Source organism: Azospirillum cavernae, from assembly GCF_003590795.1.
In the GTDB taxonomy this organism is placed as follows: Bacteria; Pseudomonadota; Alphaproteobacteria; order Azospirillales; family Azospirillaceae; genus Azospirillum; species Azospirillum cavernae.
On the sequence record NZ_QYUL01000002.1, the window covers coordinates 984843 to 1001207 of the forward strand.

Annotated in this window: 15 protein-coding genes; 7 read left to right on the plus strand and 8 right to left on the minus strand. The window is 65.5% G+C overall.

Annotated elements, in window-relative coordinates; all coding sequences use genetic code 11:
* Window positions 1–97: 97 nt before the first annotated feature.
* Window positions 98–820 carry a response regulator transcription factor gene (locus tag D3877_RS15935; RefSeq protein WP_119831716.1) on the minus strand — a complete coding sequence of 241 codons (723 nt, stop codon included), beginning with the start codon at window positions 818–820 and terminating at the stop codon, window positions 98–100.
* Complete coding sequence (locus D3877_RS15940) at window positions 817–3744, minus strand: cache domain-containing protein (RefSeq protein ID WP_238474913.1); 2928 nt, start codon at window positions 3742–3744, stop codon at window positions 817–819. The genes D3877_RS15935 and D3877_RS15940 overlap by 4 nt, the downstream gene beginning before the upstream one ends.
* Before the next feature lie 228 nt (window positions 3745–3972).
* On the opposite strand from D3877_RS15940, the gene D3877_RS15945 reads away from it, so the two are divergent.
* Window positions 3973–4284, plus strand: a complete 312-nt coding sequence (locus D3877_RS15945) for a DUF485 domain-containing protein (protein ID WP_119831717.1) — start codon at window positions 3973–3975, stop codon at window positions 4282–4284.
* Window positions 4281–5975 (plus strand): cation acetate symporter, encoded by a 1695-nt coding sequence (locus D3877_RS15950; RefSeq protein WP_119831718.1) that lies wholly within the window; start codon window positions 4281–4283, stop codon window positions 5973–5975. Before D3877_RS15945 ends, D3877_RS15950 begins: the two co-directional genes overlap by 4 nt.
* Window positions 5976–6061: 86 nt before the next feature.
* Here the strand turns inward: D3877_RS15950 and D3877_RS15955 are convergent, their stop codons facing one another.
* Together D3877_RS15955 and D3877_RS15960 are read right to left on the minus strand one after the other, a co-directional pair.
* On the minus strand, window positions 6062–6286 hold the full coding sequence (locus D3877_RS15955) for a hypothetical protein (protein WP_119831719.1): 225 nt from the start codon (window positions 6284–6286) through the stop codon (window positions 6062–6064).
* A gap of 41 nt (window positions 6287–6327) precedes the next feature.
* Window positions 6328–9258 carry a PAS domain S-box protein gene (locus D3877_RS15960; RefSeq protein WP_119831720.1) on the minus strand — a complete coding sequence of 977 codons (2931 nt, stop codon included), beginning with the start codon at window positions 9256–9258 and terminating at the stop codon, window positions 6328–6330.
* Window positions 9259–9505: 247 nt separating this feature from the next.
* Here D3877_RS15960 and D3877_RS15965 point away from each other — a divergent pair, with 247 nt between their 5' ends.
* The 3 genes from D3877_RS15965 to D3877_RS15975 all read left to right on the plus strand — a co-directional run bounded on the left by D3877_RS15965 (window position 9506) and on the right by D3877_RS15975 (window position 11310).
* Entirely contained in the window at window positions 9506–9742 is a 237-nt protein-coding gene (locus D3877_RS15965; protein ID WP_119831721.1) for a hypothetical protein, read from the plus strand.
* A complete protein-coding gene (locus tag D3877_RS15970) occupies window positions 9742–9984 on the plus strand; it encodes a hypothetical protein (protein WP_119831722.1) in 243 nt (80 codons plus the stop codon). Before D3877_RS15965 ends, D3877_RS15970 begins: the two co-directional genes overlap by 1 nt.
* Window positions 9985–10074: 90 nt before the next feature.
* Window positions 10075–11310 (plus strand): argininosuccinate synthase, encoded by a 1236-nt coding sequence (locus D3877_RS15975; protein ID WP_119831723.1) that lies wholly within the window; start codon window positions 10075–10077, stop codon window positions 11308–11310.
* Between the two features lie 85 nt (window positions 11311–11395).
* On the opposite strand, the gene D3877_RS15980 is transcribed toward D3877_RS15975, so the two are convergent.
* Both D3877_RS15980 and D3877_RS15985 read right to left on the minus strand, forming a co-directional pair.
* A complete protein-coding gene (locus D3877_RS15980; RefSeq protein WP_119831724.1) occupies window positions 11396–11833 on the minus strand; it encodes a VOC family protein in 438 nt (145 codons plus the stop codon).
* A 29-nt stretch (window positions 11834–11862) separates the two neighbouring features.
* On the minus strand, window positions 11863–12051 hold the full coding sequence (locus tag D3877_RS15985; RefSeq protein ID WP_119831725.1) for a hypothetical protein: 189 nt from the start codon (window positions 12049–12051) through the stop codon (window positions 11863–11865).
* Between the two features lie 129 nt (window positions 12052–12180).
* On the opposite strand from D3877_RS15985, the gene D3877_RS15990 reads away from it, so the two are divergent.
* Window positions 12181–12381 carry a hypothetical protein gene (locus D3877_RS15990; RefSeq protein ID WP_119831726.1) on the plus strand — a complete coding sequence of 67 codons (201 nt, stop codon included), beginning with the start codon at window positions 12181–12183 and terminating at the stop codon, window positions 12379–12381.
* Here the strand turns inward: D3877_RS15990 and ybaL are convergent.
* Window positions 12371–14068 (minus strand): YbaL family putative K(+) efflux transporter, encoded by a 1698-nt coding sequence (ybaL, locus tag D3877_RS15995; RefSeq protein WP_119831727.1) that lies wholly within the window; start codon window positions 14066–14068, stop codon window positions 12371–12373. The genes D3877_RS15990 and ybaL overlap by 11 nt on opposite strands.
* Before the next feature lie 390 nt (window positions 14069–14458).
* On the opposite strand from ybaL, the gene D3877_RS16000 reads away from it, so the two are divergent.
* Window positions 14459–15751: a tyrosine-type recombinase/integrase gene (locus D3877_RS16000; RefSeq protein ID WP_119831728.1), complete on the plus strand. Its 1293-nt coding sequence runs from the start codon at window positions 14459–14461 to the stop codon at window positions 15749–15751.
* Here the strand turns inward: D3877_RS16000 and D3877_RS16005 are convergent.
* Window positions 15709–16056 (minus strand): hypothetical protein, encoded by a 348-nt coding sequence (locus tag D3877_RS16005; RefSeq protein ID WP_119831729.1) that lies wholly within the window; start codon window positions 16054–16056, stop codon window positions 15709–15711. The two genes, D3877_RS16000 and D3877_RS16005, sit on opposite strands and share 43 nt — an antisense overlap.
* Between the last annotated feature and the right edge of the window lie 309 nt (window positions 16057–16365).

A 16365-nucleotide genomic window follows, 5' to 3' on the forward strand; every position in this document is an offset into this window, starting at 1 on the left:
GGCGTTGCGGCTCTGGACCGTTCCTGTAGCAGCTCAGCTTTGCGAAACTTTCTCCAGATTATGACCAATTGTTGCGCTCGCCCGGCGGGCAGGGACGTCACCGCAGCCAGACAACGTCCCCGGCGAACAGATAGCCCGCGCCATAGACGGTTTTGATGAGGCGGGGGGAGCGCGGATCCTCTTCGATCTTTTTGCGGATGCGCGACACGCGGACGTCGATGCTGCGGTCATAGGGAAAATCGTCGCGGTCCAGATCGGGGCCTTGCAGATGCTCCCGCGACAGAACCCGCTTGGGCGCTTTCAACAGAGTCAGCAGCAGGGCGGCTTCGGCGGCGGTCAGGCTGTCCTGGCGCCCGTCGTCGGCGGTCAGCGTCAGGTCGCCCAGATCGAACACCCAGCCGCCAAAGCGCGCCCGTCCGGTTTCCGCCGTGGCCGCCGCCGCCGTCAATTGCTCGCGCCGCCGGATGGCGCTGTTGACGCGCGCGACCAGTTCGCGCGGCTCGAAGGGTTTGACGACGTAGTCATCGGCCCCCAGCTCCAGCCCCAACACCCGGTCGGACGTGCCGCCGCGCCCGGACAGGATGATGACGCCGAAACGGACATCCTCCCACAGCTCGCGCACCAGGGTCAGGCCGTCCATGTCGGGCAGGCCGAGATCGACGATGCACAGGTCGGGGGCTTGCCGCTGGATCGCCTGCCGCGCCTCGCGCCCGCTGCCCCAGGCCGATACTTCGTAGCCATAGCTTTCCAGCACCCCGGCGACGAGGTTGCGGATGTCGGCCTCGTCCTCGACCAGACAGATTCGTTTTTTCTGCGTCACGCCTCGTTCCCCCCACCGCGCGCGTCGGCTTGCGCGTCGGCTTGCGCTTGCGTCCGCGCGGGTTCGCTGGCGTGGCCGATGGCCGCGACCAGGTCCCGCTTGTCCCACGGTTTGCGCAGTATGACCGCGTCGGGGGGCGGCTCGCCAGACTCGACTGAGAATCCGCTGACCAGAACCACCCGCAACGCCGGGCGCAGCCGCCGCGCCCGCCGGGCCAGCTCGATCCCCGACAGGCCGGGCATGACGATGTCCGACACCAGCAGCGACAGGCCGTCGATCTGTTCGATCAACTCCGCCGCCTCGTCGCCGCTCGCCGCCTCGACGACGGAAAAGCCCAGCTCGACCAGTTGCTGGCGCATCACCTGCCGCACATCGTCGTTGTCCTCCGCCACCAGGGCCAGCTTGCCGCGCCAACCGCTGTCCAGCGCGTCGGGCAGGGGCGTCGGGGTAGGGAGGTCGGGCAGGCGGGCGACCGGCTCGGCGCGCGGCAACAGCAGGGTGACGGTTGTCCCCCGGTCGGCGGCGCCCTGGCCGGGCTGGCTGTCGATCTGGAAATAGCCGCGCGATTGCTTGACGAAGCCATAGACCATCGACAGACCGAGGCCCGAGCCTTGCGTCTTGGTGGTGAAGAAGGGTTCGACGGCGCGGGCCAGCGCCTCCGCCGTGAAGCCGACGCCGCTGTCGCGGACGCGGATCTCCAGATAATCGTCGGGCCGCACCGGCTCGTCGAAGACCAGCCCGTCGGTCACGCCGCGCCGGGCGATGGCGATGTCCAGCCGCCCGCCGTCGGGCATGGCGTCGCGCGCGTTGATCGCCAGATTGACCAGGGCGTTTTCCAACTGGGTCTGGTCGGCGATGGTCCAGAAATCCGGGCCGTCTCCCGGCACATGGATGTCGATGCTGCTGGGGAAGGAGCGGCGCAGCAGAACCGCCATGTCGCGCAGCAGGCCGCACAATTCGATGGGTTCCGGCTTCAACGGCTGTTGGCGGGAAAAGGCCAGCAGACGCCCGGTGATGTCGGCCCCGCGCCGTCCGGCGCGTTGGGCCGGTTCGAGATAGGCGTCCAGCCCCTCCACCCCGGCGTAACGCTCCCGCGCCGCCGACAGGTTGCCGATGATGATCGACAGCAGATTGTTGAAGTCATGAGCCAGCCCGCCGGACAATTGGCCGACCGCCTTCAAACGCTGCGCCTCGATCAACTGGCGCTCGGTCTGCTTTTCGTCGGTGACGTCGAGGGTCAGGACGAACAGGCCGGAGACCGCGCCGTCGGCCCCAGGATGGGGAATCAGCGTCGTTTTGGTGATGAGCGTTTTTCCGCCGCGCGGCAGGCTGTACTCGAACGTCACCACCTCCCCCGCGCGGCAGCGGTCGAGATGGGGGGCCAGCGCCTCGTGCGCGCGGCGTCCGACGATGGACATCAAGGCTTGGCCGATGACCTCGGCCTTGGTCCGCCCGACCAGCTCAGCCCAGCGGCGGTTGGCGAAGGTCAAACGCTCGTCGCGGTCCAGACCGGCGATGCTGGCCGGGATGGCGTCGAGGATGACGCGCTGGCGCCCCTCCGACTCGGCGAGCGCGCGGCGGGCGGTGTCCTGGCTGGCCATCGCCGCGCGCAGGCGGGTGTTGGCGTCCTCCAGCGCGGCGGTGCGGTCGCGCACCCGGCTGTCCAGCGTGGCGATGTTGTCGCGCACCCGCCCGACCATGCCGTCGAAGGCGGTGGCGAGCAGGCCGATTTCGTCGTCGCGGCGGATGCCGCTTTCGGCGTTCAGGTCGCCCGCCCGCACCTGCGCGGCGGCGTCGGCCAGCCGCCGCAGCGGGGCGACCAGCCGCCGCACCGCGACATAGCCAAGCAGGCCGCCGGTCAGCATCAGCGCCACGGCGATGGCGAGAATCCGATTGCCCAGCGCCACCGACGACCGCCGCAACTCCTCCACATAGACCGAGGAGGCGATGTACCAGTCGAATCCCTGGAAATGCCGGACCCAACTGATCTTTTCATAGGCGTAGTTGCCGGGATCGTCGGGCTTGTCCCACAGATAGGTCAGCGGCTCGCCCTTGGCGGCGGCGATTTTCAGCTCTTCGCCGATGGGCTTGCCGGTGACGGGGTTCACCAACGTGCCGAAGGCGGTGTTTTCGATGTTGGCGTTGGGATGGATAATCATCCGGTTCGCCGAATCGAAGATGTAGAGATAGCCGGTGCGGGCGATGCGCAGATTGCGCAGGGCCTGGCGCAGATCCTCGATGGCTTCGGCCTTGCGGCGCTCGACCTCGGCGTCGACGTCGGCCAGATAGGCCCCGGTGCCGACGACGACGCCGCGTTGGGGCAGGTCGCGGAAATAGCTGAGCTTGGGCGCGCGCTCGTCGCCGTTGGGCCGCCACCAGGGATAGGTCAGGAAGCCTTCGCCCTCCCGCCTTGCCGTGGCGATGATGGTGGGCAGGATGTAACGGCCGGTGTTGTCGCGCAGGTCGGACTTGTCATGGCCCTGATAGTCGGGCGACGGGTGGGACAGGATGACCGAGTTGTAATCGGTCGCCCAGATGTAGCCGTCGCTGCCGTAACGCAGGGCCTGAAGCCCTTCGGCGACCAGCCGATTGGCCTCCTCCCGCGTGATTTCGCCCCGGTCGGCGCGGGCGTGGACATGGTCGATGGAACCGGCGGCGGCGGACACCATGTCGCGCAGGCGGGTCTTGTAGGACTCCACCGTGATCGCCCGTTGCTCCTCCAACCCGCCCCGGATTTTGCTGACCAGCTCGAACACGTTGTCGAGGATGGTCCGGCTGGCGTCGCGCTCGATCTCGTAAGCCGTCTCTTCGATCAGCGGGACGGACAGCAGATAGACCGCCGACGAAAACAGCCCCAGCGTCAGCAGGATGGCCGAAAACAGCCGAAGAAACAGACGCGAGCGGAACAAACGCGAGCGGACCATGGGACGGCGTGACCGGCGGCGGGAGGGGCGGGAGAGAAAACCCCCTCATAGTTCCAGCTTCCCGCCGGTCGCTCAATCGCAAACGATGCGAAAATTGCTGAATCTCCCCTGCAACAATTCGTCATATTTCCGGGAAATTTGGGCAAAACTGTTGGCGTAGGCGATGGCGCAGGATCCCCCATTGAGGGGCCAAGCAACGAGAAAAGACGGCCATCGTCTGGAGGAAGCATGTCAAACCCCGTCTACGCGCGGGTTCGCCAGAACCCAAAATTCCATGAGTTGGTGAAGAAGCGGAGCCGTCTGGCCCTGGGCCTGTCGGCCATCGTGTTGGTGTCCTATTACACCTTCATGATGGTCGTCGCCTTCGCGCCGCAGGTTCTGCGCGCGCCCTTGTCGGAGGAGTCGGCGTTGAGCGTCGGTTTCCCCGTCGGGGCGGCGATCATCGTCGTGTCCTGGCTGCTGACCGGCGTCTATTCGCACTTCGCCAACGGCGAGTTCGAGACGCTGAACGACGAGATCACTCGGGAGACCCTGCAATGAGCCGCGCGATTGGAAAGACGGCGGGGCTTGGCCTCGGCCTTGCTGTGGTCCTGACGCTGGCGCTGAGCGTTCCGGCGCTGGCGGCGGGCGGCGATTTGGGCGCGGTGGACAAGCAGCCGGTCAACGTCTCGGCCATCGCCATGTTCCTGGCCTTCGTCGTCATGACGCTGGGCATCACCTATTGGGCGGCGAGCCGGACCAAATCCACCTCTGATTTCTACACGGCGGGCGGCGGCATCACCGGCTTCCAGAACGGGTTGGCCATCGCGGGCGACTACATGTCGGCGGCGACGCTGCTGGGTCTGTCCAGCCTGGTGTTCGCCAAGGGCTATGACGGCTTCGTCTACACCATCAGCTTCTTCGTCGGCTGGCCGATCATCCTGTTCCTGCTGGCCGAACGGCTGCGCAACCTCGGCCATTTCACCTTCGCCGACATCGCGTCCTACCGGCTGGACCAGAACAAGATCCGCACCTTCGCCGCCATCGGCTCGCTGACCGTGGTGTGCTTCTATCTCATCGTCCAGATGGTCGGCGCGGGGCAGCTCATCAAGCTGCTGTTCGGTCTGGATTACAACGTGGCGGTCGTGGTCGTCGGCGTGCTGATGGTGGTTTACGTTACCTTCGGCGGCATGATCGCCACCACCTGGGTGCAGATCATCAAGGCGGTTCTGCTGCTGGGCGGCGGGATCGCGCTGACCTTCCTGGCCCTGTCGCGCTTCGGCTTCAGCCTGGAGGCCATCGCCAAGAGCGCCATCGCCTCGCACAAGGACGGGATCAAGATCATGGGGCCGGGCACGCTGCTGGCCGATCCGGTCTCGGCGGTGTCGCTGTCGTTGGGGTTGCTCTTCGGCACGGCGGCCCTGCCGCACATCATGATGCGCTTCTTCACCGTTCCCAACGCCAAGGAAGCGCGCAAGAGCGTCTTCGTGGCCTCGGGCTTCATCGGCTTCTTCTTCCTGCTGGTCTGCATCCTGGGCATGGCGGCGATCACCATCGTCGGCACCGATCCGCAGTTCTTCGAGGGTGGAATCGTCGGCGGCAAGCTGATCGGCGGCGGCAACATGCCGGTGATGCATCTGGCCAAGGCGCTGGGCGGCGACCTGTTTCTGGGCTTCCTGTCGGCGGTCGCCTTCGCCACCATCCTGGCGGTGGTGTCGGGTCTGGCCTTGGCCGGGGCGTCGGCCATCGCGCACGACCTTTACGCCCGCGTCATCCGCAAGGGAACGGCGACGGAGCGCGAGGAGATGCGCGTGTCCAAGATGGCCTCGCTGGTGCTGGGCGTGCTGGCCGTCGTGCTGGGCATCGCGTTTGAAAAGCAGAATGTCGCCTTCCTGGTCGGCTTGACCTTCGGCATCGCGGCGTCGGTCAATTTCCCGGTGCTGATCCTGTCGATGTACTGGAAGGGTCTGACGACGCGCGGCGCGCTGGCCGGTGGTCTGGCCGGTCTGGTGTCGGCGGTGACGATGGTCATCCTGTCCAACGCCGTTTGGGTGGTGGTGCTGAACAACCCGGCGCCGATCTTCCCCTACGAGCATCCGGCCCTGTTCTCGATGACGCTGGCCTTCCTGGTGACGATCGTCGTGTCCAAGCTGGACGGCAGCGCCTCGGCGGCGGCGGAGCGGGTGGCGTTCGACGACCAGTTCGTCCGCTCGCAAACCGGCATCGGCGCGGCGGCGGCGTCGAACCACTGACACTGACCGCCGGGTTCCGATCCGAGCGTTCGGGCGTTTGAAGAAATCCTCTCCCGCGACGGCGGGGGAGGATTTTTTTATGCGGGTCAGGCCCCCGCCGACACCGTGTTGTCCTTGCGGCGAGACAGTTGGACCTGACCGTCCAGGCATTTGACGTAGCCGGTCTTGCCCAGCTTCAACCCGTCGAGGATCGTCACCAGGGCGCGCGGGATGGCCCCGAACTCCTTCGATCCGCGCGATTGGCTGTTGTAGTTGGCGATGTGGGCGCGCAAATCGGCCTTGGACACCGGCTTGCCGTCGTTTCCGATCATGATCTGGCGCTTTCTGGTTTGTGAGGTGGCGGAAGGCTGGGTTACGCCGATGGGCTTGTTTCTGCAACCGCGCCCGCCGCCGTCCGTTCGATCCGGGTGGCGGGAAACAGGATGCGCACCGTGGTGCCCCGCCCCAGCGCGCTGTCGATGGTCAGACTGCCGCCGTGCAATTCGATCAGGTTGCGGCTGATCGACAGGCCAAGGCCGCTGCCGCCGAAGCGGCGGGCGATGGAACTGTCGGCCTGTTGGAAGGGTTCGGCGATGGTGAGCAGCGCGTCCGGGGCGATGCCAATGCCGGTGTCGCGCACGGTGATGACCAGATCGCCGCTGTCGATTGGAATCCCCACCTCAACCTCGACCCGCCCGCCCGACGGGGTGAATTTCACCGCGTTGGCCAGCACGTTCAACAGCACCTGCCGCACCGCGCGTTCGTCGGCGAACAGCCGGGGCAGGGCGGAGGGCGCGGTCACGTTCAACCGCAAATTCCCACGTTCGGCCGGAAGAATGGCGAGCGCGCGGCAGGATTCCAGCGCGTCGGCGACGTCGATCCATTCCTCGTCCAGGGTGAAGCGTCCGGCCTCCAGCTTCGACATGTCCAGAACGTCGTTGATGAGGTCCAGCAGATGGTGCCCGCTGTTCTGCACATGGCGGGCGTAGTCGCGGTAACGCGGACTGCCCAGCGGCCCGAACAGCTCATGCAGCATGATGTCGGAAAAGCCGATGATGGCGTTCAGGGGCGTGCGCAGCTCGTGGCTCATGGTGGCCAGAAAGGCGCTTTTGGCGCGGTTCGCGGCCTCGGCCTGCTCCTTGGCGGCGGCCAGACGGTCTTCGGCTTCGACGCGGTCGGTGATGTCGCGCACCAGCATCAGCATGCTGGGGCGGGCGCCGAAATCATCGGCCAGCATCTGGGTGCGCGCCTCGAACCAGCGCACGCCCGCCTGTACGGTGAGTTGGTATTCCATGCGCTGCGGCTGGCCGGTCGCCAGGGTCTGGCGCAAGCTTTCCATCAACTGCCGCCCCCGCCAATCCGGCAGCACCTCTTCGGCCCGGCGACCAATCATCCGTTCCGGCGGCAAAATCAGCAGATCGTTGGTGTTGGCGAAGATTTCACGGTAACGGCCTTCGTCATCCAGGATGAAGACCAAATCGGGCAAGGCGTGAACCAGGGCGGTCAAACGCGCGGTGCTGGCGCGCAGGGCCTCTTCGGCCAGACGGCGTTCGGTGACGTCGCGGGTGACGCCCAGATACAGGCCGTTGTCCAACCGCACCGCGTTGACCTCGGCGCGCAGGGTGGCGCCGTTCTTGTGACGCAGGGCCATTTCGCCACGGAACAAGCCGAGCCGTTTGACGGTGCGAAAGCCTTCGACGCTGCTTGGTCCCATCGGATGGTCGCGCGCGATGAGGTCCAGCACCCGCATCGCCAGGATCTCGTCGCGCGTGTAGCCCAAGGTTTGGAAACCCGCCGGGTTGACGTCCACATAGCGCCCGGCCTCGTCGCTGATGAAGAAGCCCTCCATCGCCGCGTCCAGATAGGAGCGCAGCCGGGCTTCGCTGTCCCGCAGGCTGTTTTCAAAGCGTTTGCGTTCGGTGATGTCGCGGGCTTCCGTCACCAGCAGCGTGACGCGCCCGGCCTCATCGAAGATTGGCTTGATCGAGACGTCCATGATGCGGACGTCGTCGGTCGTGTGGATGTCGGTTTCATAGCGGACGAACTGTCCGGCGGCGGCGGTTTCGATGGAATGGCGAAACTGTTCTGCGATTTCGGGTGTGCGCGCCCAGCCTCGAACGTTCCAGGCCGGGCGCCCGATCACCGCTTCGGGCGGCAGATTGGCCAGCGCGCAAGCGGGCTGGTTCATCGCCACGACCAGCCCGTCGGGCGACAGCAGGCCCATGATCTGAAAGCTGCTGTTGAACAGGGCCTGGGATTGCCGTTCGCTGGCGTCCAGGGCTTTGGTGGTTTCCTCCAACCGACCAAGATGGCGCAGGAGTTGGGCGACCAGGGCGATCAGCAACGCCGACATCGCGGCTGTTTCCAAAACGCGACGCCACAGGTCGGCGCGCCAACTGGCCAGATAATCGCCCGAACTCAGGCGGACCAGCACATGCAGCGGCAGCCCTTCGACCGCGCGCACGACGCCGATGCGGTCCTCGCCGTCGTAGGGGGAGACTCCGCTCAGCGTGTGGGTTTGCTCCCCATCCTCGAAGCGCGGCAAAAAGCGCGCGTTGGCGTAAGGATCCGCTTCGATCAGCGAGACCGCGCGCGAGTTGGCGAGCACCGCGCCGTCGCTGCGCCACAAGGTGACGAAGCCGCGCGGCCCGATGTCGAGCGTGGCGTAAAAGCGGGCGAAGCGGCGCAGGTCGATGATGGCGGCGGCGATTCCGGCGAATTGGCCGTCCGCGCTTGGCAAGCGGCGGCTGACCGCGATCCGCCACCCGCTGTTCTCCCCGTCGCGGAAGGGAACGGACAGGTGAAAGCCGCTGGTCTTGGCCGCGCGCGGCGCCTCGAACAGATCCAGCCCGCCGACTGAAGACAGAGAGGGCGCGCCCGTGCTGTAGCGGATGGACCCGTCGCGGTTGGCCAGCAGAAGGGTGCGGACGGCGGGGATGGAATCAGGGGGAGGCGCCCCGTCCGACGCGGCGCTTTCGCCCGCCGTCTGCGGCGACGGGGGGGAATAGGCGTTGTCGATCAGGGCCAGAACCGACTGTTCGGCGGACCGGATGGTGTTGAGGACGTCGGCTTCCAGGGTGATCGCCAGATTGCGGCTTTGGCGCAGGGCGTCTTCCTCCACCCGCGTGCGGGCGCGTCGCAGATCCTCATAGGACACCAGGGCGAAGCCGCCGATCACCGCCGCCAACAGGCCGATTCGCCAAGCGACGACGCGCTTGGACACCGTGGCGGGCTTCGATCCAGGGAATCGCCAGCCGAAGGAGCGGTGGGGCGAACCGATCCCATGGTCGGGGGTGTCGGGCACTGGACAATCCGCTCCGTTGGTTCCATCGGCGCCGTCTGCGGGCGCAAGCCCGTTGGGACGTTCGTATGGCGGAGTGTAACACGGCCCCCCGCCCGGTCCATCCGTTCCCCGAACCGTTGGAGAAGACCCTGATCGGAACGCCTGACCGCCGGGCGTCGACGGGGTGGGACGTTTTCCTCGACAAACCGGGCCGTCCGCGCTTCTCTGGGGACCGCGTGATCGGTCGCCCCGCCAGAGAGGTTTTGTGTTGGAGTTCCTTCAGGACATCGTCAACAGCCCGCTGTTCGGGTTGCTGCTGTTCGATCTGGCCATCGTCTGGCCGCTGTGGCGCATTCTGCGCCGGGCCGGTCTGTCGCCCTGGTGGGCGTTGCTGGCGCTGGTTCCCTTCGGGCTGGTGCCGGTGATCGGCGTTCTGGCGCACAGCCGCTGGCCGGTTCTGCCGGTGCGGGAGAAACGCGCGACCAAAGCCCGCAGGAGCCTGTGATGGCCTTCATCAACGATCTGGAACCCTGGCAGTTTTATCTCATCATCTCGCTGGTCATGACCTACAGCATGGTCGCGGGCGGCTGGGTGGTGGCCAAGGCCGGGCGCAGCCCGCTGTGGGTGCTGTTCCTGCTGGTTCCCTACGTCAATGTTCTGGCGATTTGGCTGTTCGCCTACATCCATTGGCCCTTCGTGGACCGCGTGGCGGCCCCGCCCCCGGCGGAGGACGACGCGGACGCCTGAAAGCAGGGACGGAACGGGGGTTGAAGGCGGGGGGGAAAGGCCTTACGGTCGCGCCCTATGTCCCTTTTCCCACACCGCAAGAGCAGTCCCATGAGCGGCGCGTCCAAGAAGCAGGTCAAGAAAGTTGTGCTCGCCTATTCGGGCGGCCTCGACACCTCCGTCATTCTGAAATGGCTTCAGGAAACCTATTCCTGCGAGGTGGTGACGTTCACCGCCGACCTCGGCCAGGGCGAGGAGCTGGAGCCGGCCCGCAAGAAGGCGGAGCTGCTGGGCATCAAGCCGGAAAACATCTTCATCGACGATCTGCGCGAAGAGTTCGTGCGCGACTTCGTCTTCCCGATGTTCCGCGCCAACACGCTGTATGAGGGCACCTATCTGCTCGGCACCTCGATCGCCCGGCCGCTGATCGCCAAGCGCCAGATCGAGATCGCCAACCTCGTCGGCGCCGACGCCGTGTCGCACGGCGCCACCGGCAAGGGCAACGACCAGGTCCGCTTCGAGCTGGGCTATTACGCGCTGCGCCCCGACATCACCATCATCGCGCCGTGGCGCGAATGGGAGCTGAACAGCCGCACCACGCTGCTGGACTACGCCGAAAAGAACCAGATTCCGATCGCCAAGGACAAGCGCGGCGAAGCCCCCTATTCGACCGACGCCAACCTTCTGCACATCTCCTACGAAGGCAAGGCGCTGGAAGACCCGTGGGTCGAGCCGGACGAGGACATGTACACCCGCTCGGTCGCCCCGGAAAAGGCGCCCGACACCCCGACCTACATCGAGGTGGACTTCAAGAACGGCGACGCCGTCGCCATCAACGGCGTCGGCCTGTCCCCGGCGCAAATCCTGACCGAACTGAACCGTTTGGGCGGCGAGAACGGCATTGGTCGCCTCGATCTGGTCGAAAACCGCTATGTCGGCATGAAGTCGCGCGGCGTGTACGAGACGCCGGGCGGCTCCATCCTGCTGGTCGCCCACCGCGCCATGGAAAGCATCACCCTGGATCGCGGCGCCGGCCACCTGAAGGACGAGCTGATGCCGCGCTACGCCGAGCTGATCTATTGCGGCTATTGGTGGTCGCCGGAGCGTCTGGCGTTGCAGGCCCTGATCGACCAGACCCAGGATGTCGTGAACGGCACGGTCCGTCTGAAGCTGTTCAAGGGCACGGTGTCGGTGGTCGGCCGCAAGTCGCCGAACTCGCTCTACCGCATGGACTATGTGACCTTTGAGCAGGACAGCGTCTACAACCAGAAGGACGCCGAAGGCTTCATCAAGCTGAACGCGCTCCGCCTGCGTCTGGGAGCAATGGCCAAGCAGAAGTTGGGGTAAGCAGAGAAGCGTTGGCGGGGAGGGCGCGGCCCTCCCGCGACCCTCCCGCCAAGGGCCGAAAGGCCCTTGGGACCCGGTTGTGGGGTCAGTCGGACGTCAGGCTCAAATTCCCTGCCTCGTCCAACGGGAAGAAGGGGTTCCAGGCGATTTCCCACAGATGGCCGTCGGGGTCGGCGAAATAGCCGGAATAGCCGCCCCAAAAGACGTCCTGCGCTGGTTTCACGATGCGCGCGCCCGCCCGTTCGGCCTCGGCCATCAGGGTGTCCACCTCTTCCTTGGAACGCAGATTGTGCGCCAGCGTGATTCCGCCGAAGCGTGCCGGATCGCCCGCGTCGGTCAGATGGGCGTCTTCGGCCAGCGCCGCGCGGCCATAAAGGCCCAGCGCCATGCCGCCCAACTGGTAAAAGGCGACATTCTCGTTGCCCGCCGGAGAGGGCGTCCAACCCAACCCCTGCTCGTAAAAGCGCTGCGCGCGCGGCAGATCGGCGACGCCCAGGGTGACAAGGCTGATGCGTGGCTGCATTGGGGTCCTCTGGGAAAGGGAAAGGCGGGTCAGGAGGGCGGAGTCTCCACCGCGCCGCACTGGCGTCGGTGGGCAAGCAGGCAGTCTTCCAGTTTCGATTGCCGCGCCAACGCCCCGGTCAGCCAATAGCCGAGCGCCAACAGAATGGCGACGGCCACAAGCGCCCCCAGATTGGCGGCGACGCGGGCGCGGTCGTTGGCAGGCGGCGGGGTGGGCATCGGGGTGGCTCGATCATGCGGGCTTGCGGGATCCTACCGCGTTTGCGTCAACCGCGCACGTTCGCCTGCCGCTGGGTGTAGACTGACCGACGACCCGATCCTTTTTTGTTTCGGCAAGGCGGAGGCAAGATGACCGACAGCGCGCAAGACCGCCGCCTTCAGGCGATGACCGACGCCTTGCGGTCGATCATCCACGAAGCGGGATCCGCCCGATCCGCCCTGTGCGAACACGAACTCGTCATCCGCCTCGACACTATTCTGGCCGTGGCGCGGGCGGCGCTGGACGCCGATGAGGCGGCGCAGGGCGGAATGCCCCCTTTCAGCCCTTGACCGCGTCGGGCGCGGCGCCATCGCTCACCAACCGCAACAGGGCGTGCGCGACCACCTGTTCGCTCATCACCGTTTCGCTCGCGCCGCAGGCCCGCAGATGGGCGGCTCCGGCGTCGGAATGGGCGCGGGCCAGAATCTCCAAGGTCGGGTTGGTTCCGCGCGCCTGCTCAACCACCTGCCCGGCTTCGAACGCGTCGGGGATGACGACGACCAGCCGCCGCGCCGCCGCGAGGTTGGCGGCTTGCAGCACGGTCGGATCGGCGGCGTTGCCGAACAGCACCTCCGCGCCGTCGGCGCGGGCGGCCTGTGACGGGGCGGCCCGGTCCTCGATGACGACGAAGGGCGCGCCGCTGTCTTTCAGACCGGCCCCGATCACCGACCCCACCCGGCCATAGCCGACCAGAATGGTGTGCCCTTCCAGACGCGTCGGCTCCAGGGTCGGCGCGGCGTCGGCGGTCGCGGCTTTGGGCGTCGCCGCCTCTTCCACCGGGACGAATCGGAACAGCAGGGCGAACAGGATCGGGTTGAGCAGAATCGACAGAATGGCCCCGGCCAGAATCAAATCTTGCCCGATTGGCGGCAGAATCCCCAAACCAACGCCCAAACCGGCGAGAATGAAGGAAAACTCGCCGATCTGCGCCAAGCTGGCGGAAATGGTCAGGGCCGTGCCGGTGGAGCGGCCAAAGGCCCGCACGATCAGGAAGGCGGCCAGCGACTTCCCCACCAGAATGATGAGCAGAGTCGCCGCCAATTCCAACGGCGCGCGGACCAGGATGGACGGGTCGAACAGCATGCCGACCGACACGAAGAACAGCACGGCGAAGGCGTCGCGCAGCGGCAGGGTTTCTTCCGCCGCGCGCTGGCTGAGCGCCGATTCGCTGAGGATCATCCCGGCGAAAAACGCGCCGAGCGCAAAGGACACGCCGAACAACTCGGCGGCGCCAAAGGCCACCCCCAACGCGATGGCCAGCACGGCCAGCCGGAACAGCTCCCGCGATCCGCTGTGCGCCACCCAATGCAGAATCCAGGGAATCACCCGCCGCCCGGCGATCAGCATCACGGCGACAAAGGCCGCGACCTTGCCCAGCGTCACCAGCAACACCCCGGTCAGGCCAAGCCCGAAGGGGCCGCCCGCGACCCCAACCGCTCCGCCCGCGTCGCCTTTCATCGCCCCGGCCACCGCTGGAATCACCACCAGGGCCAGCACCATGGCGAGATCCTCGACGATCAACCAGCCGACGGCGATCCGCCCGCGTTCCGTCTCCACCAGCCGCCGCTCCTGCAAGGCGCGCAGCAGAACCACCGTGCTGGCGACCGACAGGGCCAGACCGAAAACCACGCCCGCCATCAGCGACCAGCCCATCAGCCAGCCCAACCCAACGCCCATCAGCGTCGCCACGGTGATCTGAACCACCGCTCCGGGCACGGCGATGGTCTTCACCGACAGCAGATCTTTCAGGGAGAAATGCAGACCGACGCCAAACATCAGCAGGATGACGCCGATCTCGGCCAATTCGTTGGCCAAGCCTTGATCGGCGACAAAGCCCGGTGTGAACGGCCCGACCACCACCCCGGCCAGCAGATAGCCGACCAGCGGCGATATCCGCAGCCGGTGCGCCAGCGCGCCAAAGATAAATGCAAGGCCGATGCCGGCGACGAGGATGGCGATCAAGGGACCGGAATGCATGGATCTCCCGCGCAAGGTTGGGGGCGAAGGGAAGGGGCGAGGGTATAAAGATTGGGAGGGCAGGTCCAGAGTTCAACCAAATCAACCGTCAACGCGCGAAACAGACCCCAGAAACGCGAAACGGCCCCGGTGAGGGGGCCGTTTCCAGAGATGCTTTTGCGCGCAGCCCTTATTGCGGGGCCATGCGGATGGCGCCGTCCAGGCGGATGACGTCGCCGTTCAGCATTTCATTCTCCAGAATATGCGTACTGTAACATGGCCAATCATCATTCAACATTTTCTGTTTGAAATCATTGAGATAGTGACGCTACACATATACTCGGGTAACATGGAAAAACGCAGATAGACACACCTCTCGTTACCCAACGCGTTACCCGAAGGAGGTGCCTCATGCCCAAAGTGAAGCTGACCACCAAGGCGGTCGAGAGCGCGAAACCGCCCGCTCCCGGCCAGCGCCTCGAATTGTTCGACGCGTCACTGCCGGGGTTTGGCCTGCGGGTTGGCGACTCGAATAAATCGTGGTTCGTTTTCTATCGCTTTGCCGGAAAACAGAAGCGACTGACCATCGGTCATTTTCCATCCATCGGCCTTGGGGAGGCGCGGGATAGGGCCGCGAAGGCGTTGCAATCGGTGGAGGTCGGCATTGACCCGGCCGTAAAGAAGCTGGCCGACAAGATAGAAAAGCAATCAGCAGCGGAGCGCAAATCAGCAACCGGCTACGCGCCGGGGTCTTTCGGCGAAATTGCAACCCTTTACATCAAGCAGGAGTGCCCCTTGCTGCGACGGGGGCGAGAGGTCGAATCGATCATCAATCGAGAAATACTCGCTCGCTGGAAAGATCGGGCGGCGGTCGATTTGCGGCGCAAGGATCTTGTGTCACTCCTAGATCCGATAGTCTCGGCGGGACATGCGCAGAAGGCGCACAGGGTTCGTGGCCTCGCGCTCAGAATCGTGAATTGGTCCGTTGATCGCGGCGATCTGGAGGCAAACCTACTCGCAAGTCCAAGCCGGGGCCGGAGGCGGGGCGGGGCTATCCAACGGAATGGTCGGGATAGGGTGCTGGCTGCCGATGAGATCCGCGATATCTGGCTGGCATGCGATGATTTGAAAGGCCCCTTTCCTGGGCTGGTCAGGGTGCTGATGCTGACGGGCCAGCGGCGCGATGAAGTGAGCGGAATGCGGTGGTGCGAATTGGATCTCGATGCGGGGCTGTGGACCATCCCGTCTGAGCGCTACAAGACCGGCGTCGTCCACGCCGTGCCGTTGACCCAGACGGCTCGCGACATCATAGCCAGCCAGCCAAGGGTCTCCGACAAGTTCGTGTTCACGACGGCGCCAGACAGCGGGTTTAGCGGATATAGCTGGGCAAAGACCGTTCTCGACAAGAAGGTCAAGGAGCGGCGAGCCTCCAGGGGGCTTGAAGACATGCAGCCCTGGAGGCTGCATGATCTGCGGCGCACCCTGCGCACCGGCCTGTCAGAGTTGCGGGTTGGAGGCGATGTCGCTGAGCGCGTGATTGGACACGTCATTGGCGGGGTGAGGGGCGTCTACGACCGGCACGCCTACATGGACGAAAAGCGTGACGCGCTGGAACGGTGGGGCGCCAAAGTGATGGGGTTGGTTGACCCATCGCCAGACGATCACCTCACGGGCGCCAGCGTCGCCAGAAAGGTCGAAACTTGACCGATGGCCCGCGCATGGTCGTTGCTGGTGCCTCCGGTCACGCCAAGAGGACCGGCAAGCATTCTCAGCTTCACCATGGCGTCGCCCAGGGTGATGGGCGGCGTGGCGTGGATAGCCTCGGCGGCATCGGTGACAGCGACCCAATCGGCATCGGCATCGCTGGCTGGGTTGGTCGCGGCTTCGGCTTCGGCGAAACTCAGCCCAAGGGATGGAATGACGCTGGTTTCGGTGGTAATTGGCGGGCGCGCCACCTCAACACCCTTGCGCTCCGCGCCCCAACGGCTATCTTCGGTTCCGATCTTCATGGGTTCTTCAGTCCTTCGGGGATCGCGTTGCGATCGGGTTTCATTTCGGTTTCCTGATCCGACACGGACGCCCGGCTGTTATAGCAGTCGGGCGTTTGTCGTACCCGGAACAATTGCGGAGCGCAGTTAAGCGGCGCGGTGACGCCTGTCGCCGACTTTCTGAAAACATCATCGCCTTTCGGCTGGGGTTTGGCGCGCTCGTCAAGTCGCTCAACCTCGGGTCTCTGCTCATTAGCGCATACGGGAATACTCCGATTGCCTCAATCTCGCTTGCCATCCAATTGTATGAGGGAAGGGTCAAGTGACAAA

Coding starts and splice junctions, on each gene's coding strand:
- D3877_RS15940 (WP_238474913.1), bottom strand. CDS start 3,744: ATGGTCCGCTCGCGTTTGTTCCGCTCGCGTCTGTTTCTTCGGCTGTTT.
- D3877_RS15945 (WP_119831717.1), top strand. CDS start 3,973: ATGTCAAACCCCGTCTACGCGCGGGTTCGCCAGAACCCAAAATTCCAT.
- D3877_RS15950 (WP_119831718.1), top strand. CDS start 4,281: ATGAGCCGCGCGATTGGAAAGACGGCGGGGCTTGGCCTCGGCCTTGCT.
- D3877_RS15955 (WP_119831719.1), bottom strand. CDS start 6,286: ATGATCGGAAACGACGGCAAGCCGGTGTCCAAGGCCGATTTGCGCGCC.
- D3877_RS15970 (WP_119831722.1), top strand. CDS start 9,742: ATGGCCTTCATCAACGATCTGGAACCCTGGCAGTTTTATCTCATCATC.
- D3877_RS15975 (WP_119831723.1), top strand. CDS start 10,075: ATGAGCGGCGCGTCCAAGAAGCAGGTCAAGAAAGTTGTGCTCGCCTAT.
- D3877_RS15980 (WP_119831724.1), bottom strand. CDS start 11,833: ATGCAGCCACGCATCAGCCTTGTCACCCTGGGCGTCGCCGATCTGCCG.
- D3877_RS15985 (WP_119831725.1), bottom strand. CDS start 12,051: ATGCCCACCCCGCCGCCTGCCAACGACCGCGCCCGCGTCGCCGCCAAT.
- D3877_RS15990 (WP_119831726.1), top strand. CDS start 12,181: ATGACCGACAGCGCGCAAGACCGCCGCCTTCAGGCGATGACCGACGCC.
- ybaL (WP_119831727.1), bottom strand. CDS start 14,068: ATGCATTCCGGTCCCTTGATCGCCATCCTCGTCGCCGGCATCGGCCTT.
- D3877_RS16000 (WP_119831728.1), top strand. CDS start 14,459: ATGCCCAAAGTGAAGCTGACCACCAAGGCGGTCGAGAGCGCGAAACCG.
- D3877_RS16005 (WP_119831729.1), bottom strand. CDS start 16,056: ATGAAGATCGGAACCGAAGATAGCCGTTGGGGCGCGGAGCGCAAGGGT.